The sequence below is a fragment of the Sphingobium trunci genome, assembly GCF_022664535.1.
Taxonomy (GTDB): Bacteria; Pseudomonadota; Alphaproteobacteria; order Sphingomonadales; family Sphingomonadaceae; genus Sphingobium.
On the sequence record NZ_JAKUJY010000014.1, the window covers coordinates 16,292 to 33,577 of the forward strand.

Below are 17,286 nucleotides of genomic sequence, written 5' to 3' on the forward strand. Positions count from 1 at the left end.
AGTTAATGGACGAAACGCCAAGAAATGAGCCGGCGCAGGTCCTTCGCGGCGCAGCTTTTACCTGCGCCGGGATTTGGCCCATCCATGTGCAATGAGACGCAACGGGCCCCCGCCAGGGACCGGCCGGTCAGGCGTGATCCGCGCCCGGCCCCAGATCGATGCCGAGCGCCTTCCGGTTCCGTTCCGATGCGGCGCGCGAAGGGCCCAGATCATAGGGCGGCGCCTCTATCGCCCCGCCGTCCACGACCAGCGTCGTGCCGGTCACATGGCCCGACAGCTCCGACGCGTAGAACAGGATCACATTGGCGACGTCTTCAGGCGTGCCGAGGCGGCCGAGCGGGATGCGGGCGATTTCGGCCTGCACATGGTCCACGCCCATGCGCGCGGCCGTGCGCGGCGTGACGGTCAGGCCCGGCGCCACGGCATTGATGCGGATACCATATCCACCCAGTTCCACCGACAGGCTGCGGACGAGGTGGATCAGCGCCGCCTTGGCCGCGCCATAGGCGGAGCGGAACGGCATCGCCCCGATCCCGCCGGCCGACGCCATGCCGACGATCGTTCCCGGCATCTTGCGCCGGATGAAGCTGCGTGCCGCGGCCTGGCACAGGAAATAGAAATAGCGCAGGTTGCGGTCCTGGTCCCGGTCCCATTCCGCCTCGGTCACCTCGATCACGCTGCCGAATTTCGCCGCGCCCACGATGGTGACCAGAATGTCGAAGCCACCCAGCCCGGCGATGCTCTGCTCGATCAGCCGCTCGCCCGCGCCGCTCTCCAGAATGTCCGCCTGCAACGCGACGGCGCGCCCGCCCGCCTCGTGCAATTGGGCAACGACGGCTTGCGCTCGCTCCAGTTCCAGATCGGCGACGGCGACGGCGCATCCCGCCAGCGACAGGCGATGCGCGGTGGCAGCGCCAATGCCCTGCCCGCCACCGACGACCAGGGCGACCTTGCCCGACAGGCCGAACAGATCGATCATTCAGCCCGCTGCCGCCTTCGCGCCCAGTCTCTCCCGGAACAGCGCGACCGACCTGGCATAGGCGCGTTCGGCCGCCGGTTCGTGATAATCGTCATTGCCCGGCACGCCATAGCCATGGGTGCTGCCGGGAAGCTGCTCCATCTCGTAATCGATCCGGTTCTCGTCGAGCGCCGTCCGCAACCGCTCGATCGCGCTGGGGCTGAGATAGGGGTCCGTTTCAGGCAGGCCGAAATAGATGCGCGCACTGATCCGGTCTAGGTGACGATGCGGCGAATTTTCCGCACGCGTCGCCATGAAGCCCGGATGGAGCGAGGCCACCGCCGCGATCCGATCCGGCAATGCCTGGGCGGCGGTCACCGCCAGCCTGCCACCCATGCAATAGCCGATGATGCCTGCCGGTCCCTTCGGCGCCGCCGGATCGCCCGCCGCCGCGTCGAGGCAGGCCGCCACGTCCTGCGCGCAGCGCTCCGGCGTGATGACCGCGTTCAGCTCCGCCATCCTGTCGAGATCGGTGATATTCTCGATCTGCCCCTGCCCCGCGCTACGATAGAAGAGGTTGGGCATCACCACGTAGAAGCCGTCGCGCGCATAGCGGCGCGCCTGGTCGTAGAGCGCGGGCCGCATCCCCATGCCGTCCATCAACAGGACAAGGGTCGCGACCGGCCGTTCCGGCGTGGCGACGAAAGCCGGCATTTCCCCATCGGGCGTCCCGATGCTGATCCGTTCCTCGCGCAGCGTCATTTCCTTTTCCTCTCCTGCCTGTGCCTGTCCGGCCTGTCAGAATGCATATTTTTCCGCGAACATGGTACGCAATGCGGGCCTGCTGATCTTCAATGAATTGGTCCGCGGCATTTCATCGACATATTCATAGCCGGTCGGAACGAAATAGGCAGGCATCCGCGCGCGCCCGAACGCCTCCAGTTCCTCCGGGGTCGGGGCGGGCCTGCCGGGGAAAGGCTCGATGATCGCGATCGGCACCTCGCCCAGCCGCTTGTCCTTGATGCCCAGCACCGCGACCTCGCGCACGCCTTCATGCTGGCGCAGCACGTCCGCCACCTCCTCCGGCAGCACCTTGAAGCCGCCGCGGTTGATCGCCTCGTCGGCACGGCCGTGCAGATAGAGGAAGCCGTCCTCGTCGATCGACGCCAGGTCGGTCGTCGCGACCCAGTCGGGACCATGGCGGTCGGTCTTGAGCCAGAGAATGCCCTTCTCGCGCGGGGGCAAGGGCGTTTCGGAACCGCGCTCCGTCACTTTCGCCTGCATGTCGGGGCGCAGGCGCCCGACCGACCCCATCTTGCTGTCGCCGAAGGTCCGCCGGTCGGCCAGCGACCAGCTTGCAATGCCGCCCATGAATTCGGACGCGCCATAGTCGATCAGGATGGGCACGCCATATTTCGCCTCGAACGCCCTTTGCGTCTCCACCGGCAGCGGCGCGGAGCCGGTGCGCAGCGCGATCAGCGAGGACAGGTCCTCGGGCGGGATGTCCGCCTCCATGACCATGGAGATCATGGCGGGCATCAGGCTCAACAGCTTGGGACGGAAACGCTTGACCGACCGGTGCCAGCCTTCGACCGTGAAGCGGTCGTGCAGGATGATCGGCCGCCCCTGATAGAGCGCCGTCACCGTGTTCCACAGCCCCGCCGAATGGGCGAAGGTGCTGAAGATCAGCGTGCCGGAGCGCTTGAGCGAAGGCCCTTCGTCCGGCTTCGCGCCGGGTTCGGAACTGTTCGAATAGCCGAGCGCCTTCATGAAGGTCTTGCGGTCGACCAGGAAGCGCTTGGGATCGCCCGTGGTGCCGCTGCTGATCCGTTCCAGCACCGTGTCGGGCGGATTATTGCCGAACGGACCGGGACCGGCACGATCGAGGCCGTCGACGATCCTGACCGGATCGGCATCGCCGATATGCAGCGACAAGGCGATGGCGCCGATCCTGCGTGCGACGGCGATGGCGGCTTCGGTCCAGTCCTGCGGCGCGGCGAGGATCGCGGGCCGGTTGAACTTTTCCAGGTCGGACGCATATTTTTCCTGCGCGACATGCGGATTGATCGGCGTGATGCAGTTCCCGGCCATCAGCAGGCCCAGTGCCCCCGCCACCATGGCGGGATGGTTGCGCGCCACCCAGGACACGGCCTGCCCCGGCTCCACGCCGCCCGCGCGCAGCGCCTTGCCGACCCCTTCGGCCACCGCCGACAGCTCGCCCCAGCTATAGCCCCGCTCCTCGTACCACAAGGCGGTCGCGGCCGGATCGATCGCGGCGACGGCCCGGAAATGCTGTTCGATATCCGTCATTTCCGTCTCTCCCTTATTCCGCCGCGGCGGCCGTCACGGCGCCGCTGGCCCGGTCATCGTCCGCCCACAGGTCGCGGGGCATGCCCAGCACCCGTTCGGCCAGCTTGTTGCGGTGAATCTCGCTGGTTCCCCCGCCGATGGTGGAGGCCCGCGTCGAGAGATAGGCCCTGGTCCACTTGCTTTCGACCAGACCGGCGGCGCCCTGGACATCGATCATCAGTTCGAACAAGGCCCGCTCCGTTTCCTGCCCGACCAGCTTGGAGATGGAGGTTTCCGCGCCCGGATTGTCCCCGCTCGCAAAGCGGGCGACGTTGCGCAGGCCGTGCAGGCGAACGATCTGCGTCGACACCCATGCCTTTGCCAGCCGGTCGCGCAGCGCCGGGTCCGGCCCCCATTGGCCCTCATGCTTCAGCAGCGTCCGGGCGATCCGTTCGACGGTCCCGGCCTGCGCCGCCTGCGAACCCAGGAAATTGGTCAGATGCTCGCCGACCATGGTGGTGCGGTTGACGTTCCACCCGTCGTTCATCCGTCCGACGATATTGGTCAGCGGAACCCGCACATCGTCCAGGAACACCTCGTTGAAATGGAAATCGCCATTGTTGCGGCGGATCGGGCGAACCTCCACCCCCGGCGCGTTCATCGGGATCAGCACGACGCTGATGCCCTCATGCTTGGGCCGCGACGGATCGGTGCGGATCAGCGCATACATCCAGTCGGCGATCTGCGCCTGGCTGGTCCAGATCTTGTGCCCGTTGATGACCAGTTCATCGCCGTCGATCACGCCGCGCGTGGCGAGCGAGGCCAGGTCCGATCCCGCGCCCCGTTCCGAAAATCCCCCGGCCCACAATATGTCCGACCGGCGCGTCGGCTCCAGCAGCTTGCGCTGCTCTTCCGATCCGTGCGCGATCAGCGTCGGGCCGACCAGCATCAGGCCGCGATTGCCCGGCAGGGGCGGCAGGCCGCGCCGCGCCATCTCGGCATAATAGAGCACCTGCTGGGTGAAGCTCGCTTCCCTGCCCCCGGCCCATTTCGCCCAGTGCAGCGCGGTCCATCCCGCTTCGGCCAGTTCCGCCTGCCAGGCGCGGCGCGCGTCCATCCCGCTGCGGCGCAGTTCCGCGAGCCGCTCGGCGGGGACATGGGCGTCCAGCCACTGCCGGAAATCGGCGATGAACGCCTCATCCTCCTCGGACGGCACGAAGCCCAGATCGGGGGCATTCTCCTCCGCCCGGTCCTGCGTGGGGTCCTGCGCGGCCCTGGGCGCGGCCAGTCCCGCCAGAAACTGATCGCCCAGATGGCGGACATGGGCGTCGGGCGTTCCCAGGCTGATTTCGACCTGCTTGGCGCGCCGCATCAACAGGTGAAGATCATGCTCCCATGTGCAGCCGATCGCGCCGTGCATCTGCACCGCTTCCGCCGTGACGAAACGGGCGGCGCGGCCCGCCTCCGCCTTGGCGAGGCGCGCGGCGATCTCGTCCGGCAGCCCGTCCTTCACCGATCGCAGCGCACCCCAGAGCGCCGAGCGCGCCCCTTCCAGCGCGAGGAGGCAATCGGCCATCTTCTGCTTGAGCGCCTGGAAGCGGCCGATGGGCTGGCCGAACTGGTGCCGCTGCAGCGCATAGTCGCAGGTCAGGTCGAGCGCCGTCTGCGCGGCGCCCAGCGCCTCGGCGGCGATCAGCACATAGGCGAGCGACACCACCCCGTCTGCGGGCGCCTGCGAAACGGGCAGCGCAGGCGCGGACTCAAGCGTCAGGCGCGCCTGCGGACGCGTGAAGTCCAGCCCCGGCTGCACCGTCCGCGTGACGCCGGGACCGGCCAGGTCGACCAGCCACCAGCGGCCTTCGCCATGCAGCAGCACCGCATCCAGCAGCCCGCCTTCGAACAGGTCGCCCACCTCGCCGCTGATCCTGCCGTCCGCGACCTGCAATGCGGGAAGCCCCGACCGGGTGGAAAGGCCCGCCCCGACGATCCGGCTGCCGGACAGGATATCCGCGGCCGCCCGCTCCGCGGCCGACCCCTCGCCCGATGCCACTATATGCGATGCCAGCGCGGTGCTGACGACGGGTACGGGCGCGACCGCTCCGCCCAGCGTCTCGGCAATGGCGCAATCCTCGGCCAGCCCCAGGCCAAGCCCCTGCCAGCGTTCGGGCAGGCTGACGCCGACCAGTCCCAGCTCCGCCAGTTGCGTCCAGAGCGGGCGATGCAGCGGCACGGCATCGTCGGCCGCGCGGCGCGCGGCGCTCCTGTCGGGCACGAGCCGCCGCAGCGTGTCCACAATTTCCTGCTGAACCGAGACCGACATCATCACCTGCACGCTTATATTATCTTGCCCTGCGACGGATCGCACGGATGGCCCGGCGCTGCAAAAGTGCAATCGGCAGAGGATTGATGTCTGATCGTCCTTAAAATGGCTTCCGGAACGGAATAAGGGCTGCGGCACAGCCGCAGCCCTCATCCCCCCCTAGCCCGAAGCCTCAGAAACGATAGCGCGCTTCGACGAAATACATGCGCGGCGGGCCGTAAGCCACGGAGTCGACGCCGAACTGCCAGATGCCCGTGCCGCCGACCCGATAGAGTTTGTTGGTGACGTTGGTGGCATTGAGCGACAGGTCGAACCGGTCGGCGATGTTGTTGAACTCCAGCCGCATGTCGAAGGTCGTGTAGCCCGGCGCGATATTCGCCCCTTGCGCGACCGAATTCAGCGGCACGCCGCCGTTGAACAGCACCGCACCGATCGCCGGCAGTACGAAGCTGGAGTCGTTCAGATAGAATTTGCTCTGATAGGTCATGGACGGAATGAAGGCGATTTCCGCGCCGTCATTCAGCGTGTGGTGGAAACGGCCCTGGATGTTCAGCTTGTGACGGCTGTTCTGGCCCGGAATATTCCCCGCCATGTAATTATTGTCCACCTGCAGGTTGAGCGCCCGATAGGCCGCAAGCTGCGAAGGCGTCAGGATGAAGGGCGCGATCGCATTGGCGGCGGCGACCGACACGTCCTGGAACTTCAGATATTTGGCGTCGACGAAGGTATAGTTGCCCGACAGGCGGAACCAGTCGGTCAGGTTCAGCACCATGTCGGTGTCGAAGCCGCGATAGCGGGTCTTTCCGGCATTCTGGATGGTGGTGACCAGCGCCCCGCCCGAAAGGTCGAGATAGGACCGCTGCGCCCCCTTATAATTATCCCAGAAGCCTTCGATGTTGAAGGTAGACCGCCGTCCGCCGATCAGGAAGGCAGCCTTCATGCCGGCATAGAAGTCATCGACATTTTCCGGCCCGAAGTCGGCCAGCGTGCCGCCACGGCCGTTGAAGCCGCCGCGCTTGTACCCGTGGCGATAGCCGCCATAGAGCAGAACGTCGTCGGTGACCTTGTAGTCGACGCCGCCATTATAGCTCCAGCCCTTGAACTTGCGCGATCCGTTCAGGACCTGGCAGGTGGCGCCCGTCGGGAGCAGTGATGCGACGCAATTCTCGCCCGATGCATCGAGCGGCGCCACCGCCAGGAACCGGGGCGCATTGTTCACCAGGACCGAACGGTCGGAGATATCGTCCCAGGTATGCCGCGCCGCGGCCGTGAAGGACAGTTGATCGTTCGCCTTGAAGGTGAAGGAACTGAAGAGCGACTTGCTGCTGTAGCGCGACTGGCGATATTGATGGTCGAAACCGCCCGTGTCGAAGGTCAGCGTCGGGACGTTGATCTTGTCGTTGGCGCCGGGCTGGCGGGTGTTGTCGATATTGCCGCCGACAATATATTCGACCGGTCCGACATTGCCCTGCAACTGCAATTCTTCGTAGAATTGGCGGTTCTTCAGGGGCCGCCCCGGCCGAACCAGGTTGATTGCCGGGAAAGGCGAACCGTCGACGTCGGCCGGATTATTACCATAGCCCTCGGCCGAGATATAGCTCACGATATTCTTGAGGCGCAGATTGTCCGTCGCCTCCCAGGTCGTGGTGTTGATCGCCGCCCAGGTGCTGGAACGGGGACGGGTCAGGTCCGTATCGACATCGGCAATGCGCGGATTGTCGGGCAGCAGCGTCGGGAAATAGGCGCCGATCGCTCCGGCGAGCTGCGTCCCTGTCCGCAATTGATGGAGCTGGGAGCTCGCCCTGTTGCGGTCGCCATGCCAGGTGAGGATCGTCGTATTCTCGATCGAATCGCTCAGGTTGAGCCGCAGCGTGCCGCGAAATTCCAGCACATCCTGATTATAGATGTCCGTTCGCGGGAGAAGGACGGTGCCGGGCCCGGAAAATTGCCCGGTGAGGAAATTGAAGGTCGCGCCGTTGGTAAAGGAAGCGGCCGAATCCACGCGTCCGGCAACAGTTTCCACATAGCCCTTGCGATGCCAGGCAAATCCGGCAAGCCGCAAGGCACCAATGTCTCCAAGCGGAAGATTGAGTGCTGCTTCCAGCTGGGCATTGTCATAAGTGCCGAGCTGCCCGCGAACATAGCCCTCGAACTTGTCGCTGGGCGTCTGGGGCACGAACAGGACTGCACCACCGGTCGTATTGCGCCCGAACAACGTGCCCTGCGGTCCTTTCAGGACCTGGACCGACGCCAGGTCGAAATATTGGGGCGGCAGGGTCGGCATCTGGAACGGAGGGCTGAGCGGAACGTCCGCGAAATAGGTCTCCACGCTTCCCGTCGCGGCGCCGAAGAACTGGCCGCGGCCGCGAATGGCGAAGGATGGTAGCGCGCCGTTGCCGGAATCCGCGCTGGTGACAAGGCCGGGAACCGACTTGGAAAGGTCGAACGCGCTGGAGACGGCCCGCTCGTTCAGCATGTCCTGGGAAAAGGCGGTGATGGCCACCGGCACATTCTGCAGGCTTTCCGACACGCGGCGCGCGGTGACGATGATGTCACTGGTCGAACCGAAATCTTGATTGGCTTGGCTCTCCTGCGGAGCCTCTGACTGTGCCAGCGCCGGAGTGGCAAGGCAGGTCATGATCGCCGCGCACGACGACAGGAAACGGGTTCTGTCAAAAGACATTCATTCCTCCCCTATAAAGTAATTTAGTCTTTTATTGAAACGAACCAACTCGATATGCCTGACTGGCCCGGCCGGTGGAGCTTTGCTCTCGGTGAGGACGGGCTTTCCGCTGGTCAACCTCCTTCCTATTGTGTTGAAACGCTATCATATTAACTGACGAGTGCAAATATCGCCATGCAATCATGCGGGGCAATTATGCGGTTTCTCAAAAATTGATGCGAATTCCCCCTCAAAGGGATAGTAAGGGAGATTGTAGGGTGGTCCATAATGAACCATCCTCGCCGACGATAAGCCTATAAGAGAGGACGACGAGGCAGATGGCGACATCCGCACCTGAACGCACCAGACCGGCGCAGGCGGCGCCGGACCACGTACCCCCGCATCTGATCCGTTCCTTCAACATCTACGGACCGGAACTGGAGGAATGCCCCTTCACCTTCGTGGCGAAGGCGCATGAGGGGCCCGACGTCTTCTGGGCGCCCGATGCGCGCCTCACCCGCGACGGCACCTGGATCGTCACGCGGGCGCAGGACATCCGCTTCGTCATGTCGAACCCGCAAATCTTCTCCTCCAAGGGGCAATCGGGCTTTTCGCAACTGATCGGCGAAAATTGGGACATGCTGCCGCTGGAGATCGATCCGCCGCTGCACACGGCGTTCCGGCAGATCCTCAATCCCATCCTCTATCCCCGCGTGGTGGCGCGGATGCTGGAGGGGGTCATCCAGCGCGCCAACGCCCTGATCGACGATGTGGCGGACAAGGATGGCTGCGAATTCATGTCGGCCTTCGGCACGCCCTTCCCGATCTCCATCTTCATGCAGCTCATGGGCCTGCCGGAACAGTGGATGCCGGTCTTCCTGATCTGGGAAGAGGATCTGCTGCGCGGATCGACCATGGCGCGGCGGGTGGCGGCGGCGAAGTCCATCCGCCTCTATCTCGACACGCTCGCCGCCGAACGGCGCGCCAATCCCAGGGACGACCTCGCCTCGCTGGTCGTCACCTCGAAGATCGAGGGCAGGCCATGGACCGACGATGAAATCATCGGCGCGCTCTACCTCTTCTTCGTCGGCGGGCTGGACACGGTGGCCTCGTCGCTCGGCTGGTTCTTCGAATATCTCGCCACCCATCCCGAACAGCAGCAATGGCTGCGCGAAAATCCCTCCGAAATCCCGCACGCGGTCGAGGAACTGATCCGGCGCTTTTCGGTCGTCACCTCCAGCCGGCAATGCACGCAGGATATCGAACTGGGCGGCGTGACGATGAAGAAGGGCGACTGGGTGTCCATCACCCATGCGCTCGGCAGCCTCGATCCCCGCGAATTCGACAATCCGATGGAGGTCGATTTCCAGCGCAAGGGCATCCGCCATTTCGGCTTCGCCTTCGGGCCGCATTTCTGCATCGGGTCGCATCTGGCCCGCCGCGAACTGGCGGTCGCGCTGGAACTCTGGCTGTCGCGCATCCCGCAATGGCGGATCAGGGAAGGCAGCACCGTCAAGCGCCATGGCAGCGGCGTCTTCGGCATCTCCCATCTGGAACTGGCCTGGGATTAGGGCATGGGGGGCGGCATCGCCCCCCACCCCTTCATTTCCTTTCGGGCAGCCAGTTCCGCACCGGCTCGAACTTCGGCATGCGCAGCGTCCGCCTCAGCCAGTTCGCCCCGTCCAGCACGAAGGTGTGGCCCGAGCAGAAGGCCGCATAATCGGAGCAGAGATAGGTCGCCGCCCAACCCAGCTCATGCACCTGCCCGGTGCGCAGCGCGGGCTGATGATCCTCGACATCCTCATCCCCCGCCAGCCGGACATGCGGCCTGCGATCGTCATGCAGATAGAGGCCGGGCGCGATGCAGTTGACGCGAATGTCGTGCGGCCCCCATTCGACCGCGAAGCTCTGCGTCAGATTGGTGATCGCGGCCTTGGCGGCGGCCGAAGGCGCGGTGCCGGGGCCGCCCGTCCAGGCATAGGTCGCGCCGATGTTCAGGATCGCCCCGCCCCGCCCGTCGGCGATCCGGCGCCGCGCGAATTCGGTGGACATCAGGAAGGTGCCGTCGAGCACGATGCCGGTGATGGCGCGGAACCCGTTGAAGCTGATATCCTCCGCCGCCGCGGGGAAATTGCCCGCCGCATTGTTGACCAGGATGGTGACGGGCCCGAACGCCGCCTCCGCCGCGTCGAAGGCGGCCTTGACCTGATCGGGATGGCGCACGTCGCATTCCACGCCGATCGCCTGCCCGCCGGCGGCGACCACGGCATCGATGCCGCTCTGGCGCCGCTCCGCGTCGCGCCCCAATATGACGACGCGCGCGCCGCACCGGCCGAATTCGATCGCGATCCCCTTGCCGATCCCCGATCCGCCGCCGGTGACGATCACCACATCGTCGGCAAATGTGCCTTCCGGCAACATGCGCGTGCCCACCGGAGGGGCATCGCGGGTTCCTTTATAATCCATCCTCTCATTTCCTCTCTTGGCTGCAGCGCATATCTCGCGGCGGTGTCCGTTTCCTCATCGTCATCCGGGTCCGGCCCGGCATCCCGCTTTTCCTCGATCATTGCACGCAAGGAAGCGGAGGGCGAACGCGTCCCTAGCGCCCCTTATAATCGGGCTTGCGCTTCTCGCGCAGCGCGGCGCGGGCTTCCTGATAATCCTCCGACCAGAAGAGCGCGGTCTGGGTCAGCAACTCCATGCCGATCCCCTCGCGCACCCGTCCGTTCCAGAGGTGGTTGGCAAGCTGCTTGCCCATCGCCAGCGCGATCGGCGGCCGGGACGCGATGTCGCGGGCGACGGCAAAGGCTTCCTCGTCCAGCGCGTCGCGCGGCACGACGATATCCACCATGCCCCATCGGTCCGCGGTCGCCGCATCCACCATCCGGCCGGTCAGCATCATCAGCTTGGTGCGCGAAGGCCCGATCAGCATCGACAGGAACTGGCTGGCCCCGGTATCGGGCAGGATGCCATATCGGATTTCCGGGATCGCCATCTGCGCATCGTCGGCGGCGACGCGGATATCGGCCGCCAGCGCCAGTTCGAACCCGCCGCCGATCGCATAGCCGTTGATCGCCGCGACGACGGGCTTGGGATGGTCGATGGTCTGGAGGTTGCGCTGCTGATGGCGCAGCACGAAATGATAGTCGCTTTCCTGCTTCGCACGATGCCCCAGCATCGTCGTGTCCCGCCCGGTGCAGAAGGCGCGCCCTTCCGCCCGGATCAGGATCGCGCGGCTGTCGGGATCGTCCAGCGCCCGGTCGAACTGGTGATGCAGTTGCTCGTGCATCTCGTCATTGATGGCGTTCAGCTTGTCCGGCCGGTTCAGCGTGAGGATGCCGACCCCCTCCCGCACCGCATATTGAATGAGTTCGGCCATATCGTCCTTCTCCTGTTCTTATTGCAGCAGGGCTTCTCTCCCCGCCTTGGCGACGAAGCCTAGCAGATGCGCGCGCTTGAGGCATAGATGGGGATAGGCCTCGTCCGTCATGCCGATGCCGCCATGGATCTGGATATTGGCGCGGCTGTTCTCCAGCGCCGCCTGATCCGCCAGCCGCTTCGCCGCCGCGATGTGCATGTCCGCGCTGGCGTCGTCCGCATCCAGGGCGCTGGCCGCATAATAAAGTTGCGAACGCGCCACCGATGCGCGCACCGCCATGTCCGCGCAGATATGCTTGATCGACTGGAACCAGCCGATCGGCCGGTCGAACTGCTCGCGGGTGCAGGCATAGGCGGCGCCCATGTCGCGCGCGGCATCGGCGCAACCCACCGCATAGGCGGCCGCCAGCAGGCGCAGATGGGCCGCCGCGCGGCCGTCCTGCACCGGTTGCGGCGCGGCCGCGCCGGGCAGCAGCGCGAGCGGGCTGGACAGGTCGAGGCCGGGCGCCGCGTCCAGCGCATCCGGCAGGCCGTACAGCAGCGCGCGCCCGTCCGCCACGCCCAGCGCCACCGACGCCCCATCGGGATCGGCAACGCGCACCGCCTGGAGCGAGGCGATCGCCAGCGCGGCCTTGCCCTCCGTCCCGGTCCAGCGCCGGTACACGGCCGTCGACAGCGCCGCCACCGGTGCCAGGAACCGTCCCAGCTCGGCGAAGATCAGTGCCTCCGTGCCATGATCCAGCCCCATGGCCGGGCCGGTCATGTCCAGCCAGCCCATCTCGCCCATCTGCCGCCATGTCCCTGCGGGCCGCGCCCGGCACTGCTCCAGCGGCATATTGTCGCTGCACCAGTCGGCGGTCGCGCCCTGCAGCGCCAGTTGATCTTCGTTCGGGGTCAGGTCCATGGGCTTATCTCGATTTGGGCAGGCCGAGCAGGCGCTCGCCGATGATGTCGCGCTGGATCTGGGCGGAGCCGCCCGCAATGGTCACGGCGAAGCCCAGCAGATAGTCGGTGATGAAATCGTCGTCGCCATAACGGAAATCGAGCACCGTCTCTCCGGCAAGCGCGATGGCGAGACGCTCGATGCGCTGGCGCAGGTCCGACGAGAACAGCCGGATGACCGACGCCTCCGGCCCCGGCTGGCCGGTCCGCGCCACTTCGGAAATGTTGCGGTAGGTCATGGCGCGCAGGGCGAACACTTCCGCCCGCAGCTGCGCGATCTGCTCGGCAATGTCGGCCTCGCCCAGGCGGCCGCTCGCGCGGGCGCTGTCCAGCAGTTCCTCGATATCCTGCGACAGTTTCACCTGCTCGCCGATGAAGCCGGTGCCGCGCTCGAAGCTGAGCGTCGACATCGCCACCTTCCAGCCATTGCCGAGGCCGCCAACGACATTGGCCAGCGGAATGCGCACGTCGTCGTAGAAGACCTGCGCGAATTCGGTCTGGCCGGAAATCTTCTGGATCGGCCGGACGGTGATGCCGGGCGAGCGCATGTCGCAGATGACCCAGCTCAACCCCTTGTGCCGCTGCGACCCTTCCTCGGTGCGCAGGACCAGTTCCTGCCAGTCGGCGACCTGGGCATAGCTGGTCCAGATCTTGGAGCCATTGACGACCAGCTCGTCGCCCTCGATCCGCGCCTTGGTCTTGATGCCCGCCAGATCGGACCCCGCGCCCGGCTCGGAAAAGCCCTGGCACCAGATCGACTCGCCCTTCAGGATGCGCGGCAGATGCCAGGCCTTCTGCTCCTCGCTGGCATTCAGGATCAGCGTGGGTCCGCCATGGTTGATGCCGACGAAATTGGAACCGATCCAGGGCGCATGGGCGCGGGCATATTCCTCCAGCCAGATGACCTGCCGAACGATCGGCAGGCCGCGCCCGCCATATTCGGACGGCCAGTTGATCCCGGCCCATCCGGCATCGAACAGCCGGCGCTGCCACGCCCGGTCGAAATCGACGGCATCCACCGCATTGAGCGGACGCTTTTCCCTGGGGATATTGTCCTCGAGCCAGTCGCGACATTCCTCCCGGAATCGCTGGTCTTCGTCGGAAAACTGGAATCGCATCTCTGACATCCTCATCGCCGGACCCACGGGGCACGGCCAGCATCTGTTTGCGAATCTTGTTGCATCCCGGGCGGCCGGCTGACCAGAGCGCGAAGGCCGGAAATTGATGTTATTGCCAGGCGATTACTGACGAAATGACATAAAAGTCCCGGCGCCCGCAAATCCCGGCCCAGCCCCAGTCCAGTGATCGCAAGGACAAATCCCGCTTCGGCACCGACCGGCAACCCTTCCGACAACCGGAATCAGTTCGCCGGATCGATCATGGAGATTGATCTGCCCGCCACCGCCCGGCTACTCTGCGGCGACAGCATGACTTTTCAGGAGCGGATCGGGTAATATGACAAATGCGGTGATCATCAGCGCCGTCAGAACGGCGGTAGGCACGGCGAGAAAAGGAACCCTTGCCAATACACGCGCCGAAATACTGGCCGCGACCGTCGTCAAGGCGGCGGTGGAAAGGGCGCATGTCCCGTCCGAGGAGATTGACGACGTCATCCTCGCCGAATCCATGTATGGCGGCGGCGCTCTGGCCCGGCATGCGGCGGTCGAGCTGGGCATCCTCCAGGCAGGCGGCATGGCGGTGAACCGGCATTGCGCGGGCAGCCTGTCGTCGGTCGGCATCGCGGCGGGATCAATCGTGGCGGGCATGGAGCGGGTGGTCGTGGCGGGCGGCGTCACCTCCGCCTCCACCAACCCGGCCATGCGCTGGCGCATTCCGGGCACCGAGGAATATGAGGATTTCTGGATGCCGCCGACGCATCCCGACACGCCCGAAGCGCCCAACCGGGACATGTCGATCACCGTCGGCTGGAACACGGCGCAGGCGGTCGGCCTGACGCGCGAGGAGATGGACCGCTGGGCGCTCCGTTCGCACCAGCGCGCCGTCGCCGCGATCGACGAAGGCCGTTTCAAGGACGAGATCGTGCCGGTCCAGGCCCTGCAGATGGACGGCAGCAGCGTGACCTTCGAGGTGGACGAACATCCCCGCCGCGACAGTTCGCTGGAAAAGCTGGCCAGCCTGAAGGTCCTCCATCCGGAAATCGAGGGCTTCTCCATCACGGCGGGCAATTCCAGCGGCGTCAACGACGCGGGATCGGCCCTGACCCTCGCCAGCGAGGATTATGCGAAGGCGAATGGCCTGTCGCCGATCGCGCGCGTGCTCGGCTGGACCGCGAAGGGCGTCGATCCCCGCTATACCGGCCTAGCTGCGACCGAGGCGATCCAGAAGCTGCTCGCCCGCACGAACCGCAGGGCGTCCGACATCGCGCTCTGGGAAATCAACGAAGCCTTCGCGTCGGTGCCGATGGCGGCCTGCCGGAAGCTGGAGATCAGCGAGGATATCGTCAATATTTCGGGCAGCGGCTGCTCGATCGGCCATCCGATCTCGGCCTCGGGCGGTCGCATGCTGGCGACGCTCATCAACGATCTGCGCCGCAGGGGCGGCGGGCTGGGCATCGCCGCGATGTGCGCGGGCGGCGGCCAGGGCGGCGCCGTGCTGATCGAAGTCTGACAGGGGGGAGGCGCTGGCCTGCCGAAACAGGCCAGCGCATCGAGAACGCTTTCAGGCGTTGCCCGTTTCGAAAGCGCTTTAGATCAGAGCATGAGGGCGCTCCGCATCCTATGATGCTGGGCGCCCTTTCCTGTTCAGGCCGCCTGCCCGCGCCGGGCGTCCTCGAAATAGCGAAGGCCCGGATTGGGATATTCCGCCAGCAGCTTCGCCCGGAACTCCCGGTCGTTCAGCGGATCGGCCGGAATCCTGAGGCTTGAACCGCGCGCTTTCAGATCTTCCCCGAACACCTGCCACACAATGTCATAGTTCAGGTCGTCGCTATGATCGTCATAGATGTCGGCCGCCTTCTGGTCCTTGAAGGTAAAGGCCTTCCAGACGAGCGAGGCGCGCACCGTTTCGGGCTGCCATTCGAAGCGGACGCCGGTGTCGTCGATCACCTGCCACTGACGGCCGTCCGGATGCCGATGCAGTTTCGCCTCGGCGCCGAAGGTGCCGGGCAGGATATGGTCCTCCGCCTTGCCGATCGCCATCGGCCGATGGAACATGAACTCATTGTCGGTGACGAGGCCATAATTCCAGAAGGGCGGCAGCGCCTGTTCGGAGGGAGCCTCCGGCCCATTGGGCCAGAATTCGAAACCGCCAATGCTGCCACGGTAGAACAGGATCAGCCCGGTCGTCGACGGCACCGCCCAGGGAATGAAGAGCTGCGAATTATGGATCACCACATGCAGCCAGAAGGGCCATTTGGTATCGTCGATCCCGCGATAGGGCGATGTGTCGAGATGGGGACGCCCGGCGATCATCGGACCGGACAGGTTCCAGAACATGCCGTAAGGGCGGATCACCGTGGCATCGAACGCCTCCTTGGCGGCATCGATCAGCTTCCGGTTCTGGAGATAATTCTCCGCGCCTGGAACCTGCACCACCCCGTCGGTGATCCAATGTTCGCGGAACCAGGGCTCGGCACCCCCCGCCTTCTCATAGCCGCCCTTGCCGTAGATCAGGTTGAAGGGCGCCCGGTTGAACAGGAAGTTCAGCAATCCATCCGGATCGTCGAACACATCGTTGACACGCACCACCTTGGCCATGATCTTGTCGGTGCGCATGGCGGTCACGGTCGAGGCACTGCTGGTCATCCTGACATCTCCTGAGTATCGGTTATATTTTCGAGATCGACATCGAGCAGCGCCCCCAGTTTTCGGCGGGTTCGCTTGCGCGATGAACGAAGATCGTAAAGCGGCGCGGCCGTCGATCCGCCGTCGACCGCCAGGGTCGATCCGGTGATGTGCCGCGCCATGTCGGAAGCGAGGAAGGTCACCGCCATCGCCACATCTTTCGGCGAGGCGAGCCGCCCCATCGGTATCTTCTCGATTTCGGCCCGAAAGGCTTCGGCATCCATATATCCGACCGTGCCGGAGGTCATGGTCGCGCCCGGCGCGACCGCATTCACGCGAATGCCGAAATCGCCCAGTTCGACCGCGACGCTCTTCACCAGATGGATCAACCCCGCCTTCGCCGCGCCATAGCCAGCCCGGTAGGGCATGGACCGCAGCGCGCCACCGGTCGTGGTGGCAATGATGGCGCCGCCCTGCTTGCGCGCGACCCACAATCTGCTGACGGCCTGGGCATAGGCGACGAAGTAACGCAGGTTGATCGACTGGTCGTGATCCCAATCGTCCATGCTCATTTCAAGGAAACTGTAGAGTTTCGACGCGCCGACGATCGTCACCAATATATCGACCGGACCAAGCGCCGCCTCCGCCGCGGCGATCACGCCAGTCACGGCCCCGCTGTCGAGAACATCAGCCTCGATGCCTATGGCCCTCCGGCCGCGATCGCGCACGACGGCGGCGACAGCCTCGGCAGCGGCGCCATCCCTGTCGACCAGCGCCAGATCACACCCCGCATCGGCCAGGGCCAGCGCACTGGCCTCACCCAGCCCCCGGCCCCCGCCGACGACCAGCGCCACCTTGCCGCCAAGGCCCAGCATGTCGACGGCGCCGCTCATGACGCGCAACCTGCCAATCGCTTGCACCCGATTGAAAACGCCAGGGTACAGGAACGCTCGGATTTCATCGCCATCCTCTTCCATGGGCTCGGCGCGCGCCG

At 65.4% G+C, this 17,286-nt stretch carries 13 protein-coding genes; 2 read left to right on the forward strand and 11 right to left on the reverse strand.

The features are described 5' to 3' along the window. Positions 1–127 precede the first annotated feature (127 nt). From MJ601_RS13175 to MJ601_RS13195, 5 genes are all read right to left on the reverse strand, one after another. Positions 128–979, reverse strand: a complete 852-nt coding sequence (locus tag MJ601_RS13175; RefSeq protein WP_242127135.1) for an SDR family NAD(P)-dependent oxidoreductase — start codon at positions 977–979, stop codon at positions 128–130. Further along, positions 980–1,720, reverse strand: coding sequence for a dienelactone hydrolase family protein (locus tag MJ601_RS13180; protein WP_242127137.1), 741 nt, complete (start codon positions 1,718–1,720; stop codon positions 980–982). Positions 1,721–1,756: 36 nt separating this feature from the next. Then, a complete protein-coding gene (locus MJ601_RS13185; protein ID WP_242127139.1) occupies positions 1,757–3,268 on the reverse strand; it encodes a class I adenylate-forming enzyme family protein in 1,512 nt (503 codons plus the stop codon). A gap of 13 nt (positions 3,269–3,281) precedes the next feature. Next, a complete protein-coding gene (locus MJ601_RS13190) occupies positions 3,282–5,570 on the reverse strand; it encodes an acyl-CoA dehydrogenase family protein (RefSeq protein WP_242127303.1) in 2,289 nt (762 codons plus the stop codon). Between the two features lie 169 nt (positions 5,571–5,739). Further along, positions 5,740–8,250 (reverse strand): TonB-dependent receptor, encoded by a 2,511-nt coding sequence (locus tag MJ601_RS13195; RefSeq protein WP_242127141.1) that lies wholly within the window; start codon positions 8,248–8,250, stop codon positions 5,740–5,742. A gap of 317 nt (positions 8,251–8,567) precedes the next feature. Between MJ601_RS13195 and MJ601_RS13200 the strand changes: the two genes are divergently transcribed. Then, positions 8,568–9,800 carry a cytochrome P450 gene (locus MJ601_RS13200; RefSeq protein ID WP_242127143.1) on the forward strand — a complete coding sequence of 411 codons (1,233 nt, stop codon included), beginning with the start codon at positions 8,568–8,570 and terminating at the stop codon, positions 9,798–9,800. A 31-nt stretch (positions 9,801–9,831) separates the two neighbouring features. On the opposite strand, the gene MJ601_RS13205 is transcribed toward MJ601_RS13200, so the two are convergent. From MJ601_RS13205 to MJ601_RS13220, 4 genes are all read right to left on the reverse strand, one after another. Continuing rightward, positions 9,832–10,695: an SDR family oxidoreductase gene (locus MJ601_RS13205; protein ID WP_242127145.1), complete on the reverse strand. Its 864-nt coding sequence runs from the start codon at positions 10,693–10,695 to the stop codon at positions 9,832–9,834. Positions 10,696–10,828: 133 nt separating this feature from the next. Next, positions 10,829–11,608 (reverse strand): enoyl-CoA hydratase/isomerase family protein, encoded by a 780-nt coding sequence (locus MJ601_RS13210; protein WP_242127147.1) that lies wholly within the window; start codon positions 11,606–11,608, stop codon positions 10,829–10,831. An 18-nt stretch (positions 11,609–11,626) separates the two neighbouring features. Continuing rightward, positions 11,627–12,511 carry an acyl-CoA dehydrogenase family protein gene (locus MJ601_RS13215; protein WP_242127149.1) on the reverse strand — a complete coding sequence of 295 codons (885 nt, stop codon included), beginning with the start codon at positions 12,509–12,511 and terminating at the stop codon, positions 11,627–11,629. 4 nt (positions 12,512–12,515) lie between these two features. Next, entirely contained in the window at positions 12,516–13,667 is a 1,152-nt protein-coding gene (locus MJ601_RS13220; protein WP_242127151.1) for an acyl-CoA dehydrogenase family protein, read from the reverse strand. 337 nt (positions 13,668–14,004) lie between these two features. Here MJ601_RS13220 and MJ601_RS13225 point away from each other — a divergent pair, with 337 nt between their 5' ends. Then, positions 14,005–15,177: a thiolase family protein gene (locus tag MJ601_RS13225; RefSeq protein WP_242127154.1), complete on the forward strand. Its 1,173-nt coding sequence runs from the start codon at positions 14,005–14,007 to the stop codon at positions 15,175–15,177. Positions 15,178–15,311: 134 nt separating this feature from the next. Here MJ601_RS13225 and MJ601_RS13230 read toward each other — a convergent pair whose 3' ends face one another. Together MJ601_RS13230 and MJ601_RS13235 are read right to left on the reverse strand one after the other, a co-directional pair. Continuing rightward, complete coding sequence (locus MJ601_RS13230) at positions 15,312–16,313, reverse strand: hypothetical protein (RefSeq protein ID WP_242127156.1); 1,002 nt, start codon at positions 16,311–16,313, stop codon at positions 15,312–15,314. Next, complete coding sequence (locus MJ601_RS13235) at positions 16,310–17,185, reverse strand: SDR family NAD(P)-dependent oxidoreductase (RefSeq protein WP_242127159.1); 876 nt, start codon at positions 17,183–17,185, stop codon at positions 16,310–16,312. The genes MJ601_RS13230 and MJ601_RS13235 overlap by 4 nt, the downstream gene beginning before the upstream one ends. Positions 17,186–17,286: the final 101 nt, after the last annotated feature.

Excerpts from the sequence above, each read along its gene's own strand:
- MJ601_RS13175 (WP_242127135.1), bottom strand. The coding sequence starts at position 979 with ATGATCGATCTGTTCGGCCTGTCGGGCAAGGTCGCCCTGGTCGTCGGT.
- MJ601_RS13180 (WP_242127137.1), bottom strand. The coding sequence starts at position 1,720 with ATGACGCTGCGCGAGGAACGGATCAGCATCGGGACGCCCGATGGGGAA.
- MJ601_RS13185 (WP_242127139.1), bottom strand. The coding sequence starts at position 3,268 with ATGACGGATATCGAACAGCATTTCCGGGCCGTCGCCGCGATCGATCCG.
- MJ601_RS13190 (WP_242127303.1), bottom strand. The coding sequence starts at position 5,570 with ATGATGTCGGTCTCGGTTCAGCAGGAAATTGTGGACACGCTGCGGCGG.
- MJ601_RS13195 (WP_242127141.1), bottom strand. The coding sequence starts at position 8,250 with ATGTCTTTTGACAGAACCCGTTTCCTGTCGTCGTGCGCGGCGATCATG.
- MJ601_RS13200 (WP_242127143.1), top strand. The coding sequence starts at position 8,568 with ATGGCGACATCCGCACCTGAACGCACCAGACCGGCGCAGGCGGCGCCG.
- MJ601_RS13205 (WP_242127145.1), bottom strand. The coding sequence starts at position 10,695 with ATGGATTATAAAGGAACCCGCGATGCCCCTCCGGTGGGCACGCGCATG.
- MJ601_RS13210 (WP_242127147.1), bottom strand. The coding sequence starts at position 11,608 with ATGGCCGAACTCATTCAATATGCGGTGCGGGAGGGGGTCGGCATCCTC.
- MJ601_RS13215 (WP_242127149.1), bottom strand. The coding sequence starts at position 12,511 with ATGGACCTGACCCCGAACGAAGATCAACTGGCGCTGCAGGGCGCGACC.
- MJ601_RS13220 (WP_242127151.1), bottom strand. The coding sequence starts at position 13,667 with ATGCGATTCCAGTTTTCCGACGAAGACCAGCGATTCCGGGAGGAATGT.
- MJ601_RS13225 (WP_242127154.1), top strand. The coding sequence starts at position 14,005 with ATGACAAATGCGGTGATCATCAGCGCCGTCAGAACGGCGGTAGGCACG.
- MJ601_RS13230 (WP_242127156.1), bottom strand. The coding sequence starts at position 16,313 with ATGACCAGCAGTGCCTCGACCGTGACCGCCATGCGCACCGACAAGATC.
- MJ601_RS13235 (WP_242127159.1), bottom strand. The coding sequence starts at position 17,185 with ATGAGCGGCGCCGTCGACATGCTGGGCCTTGGCGGCAAGGTGGCGCTG.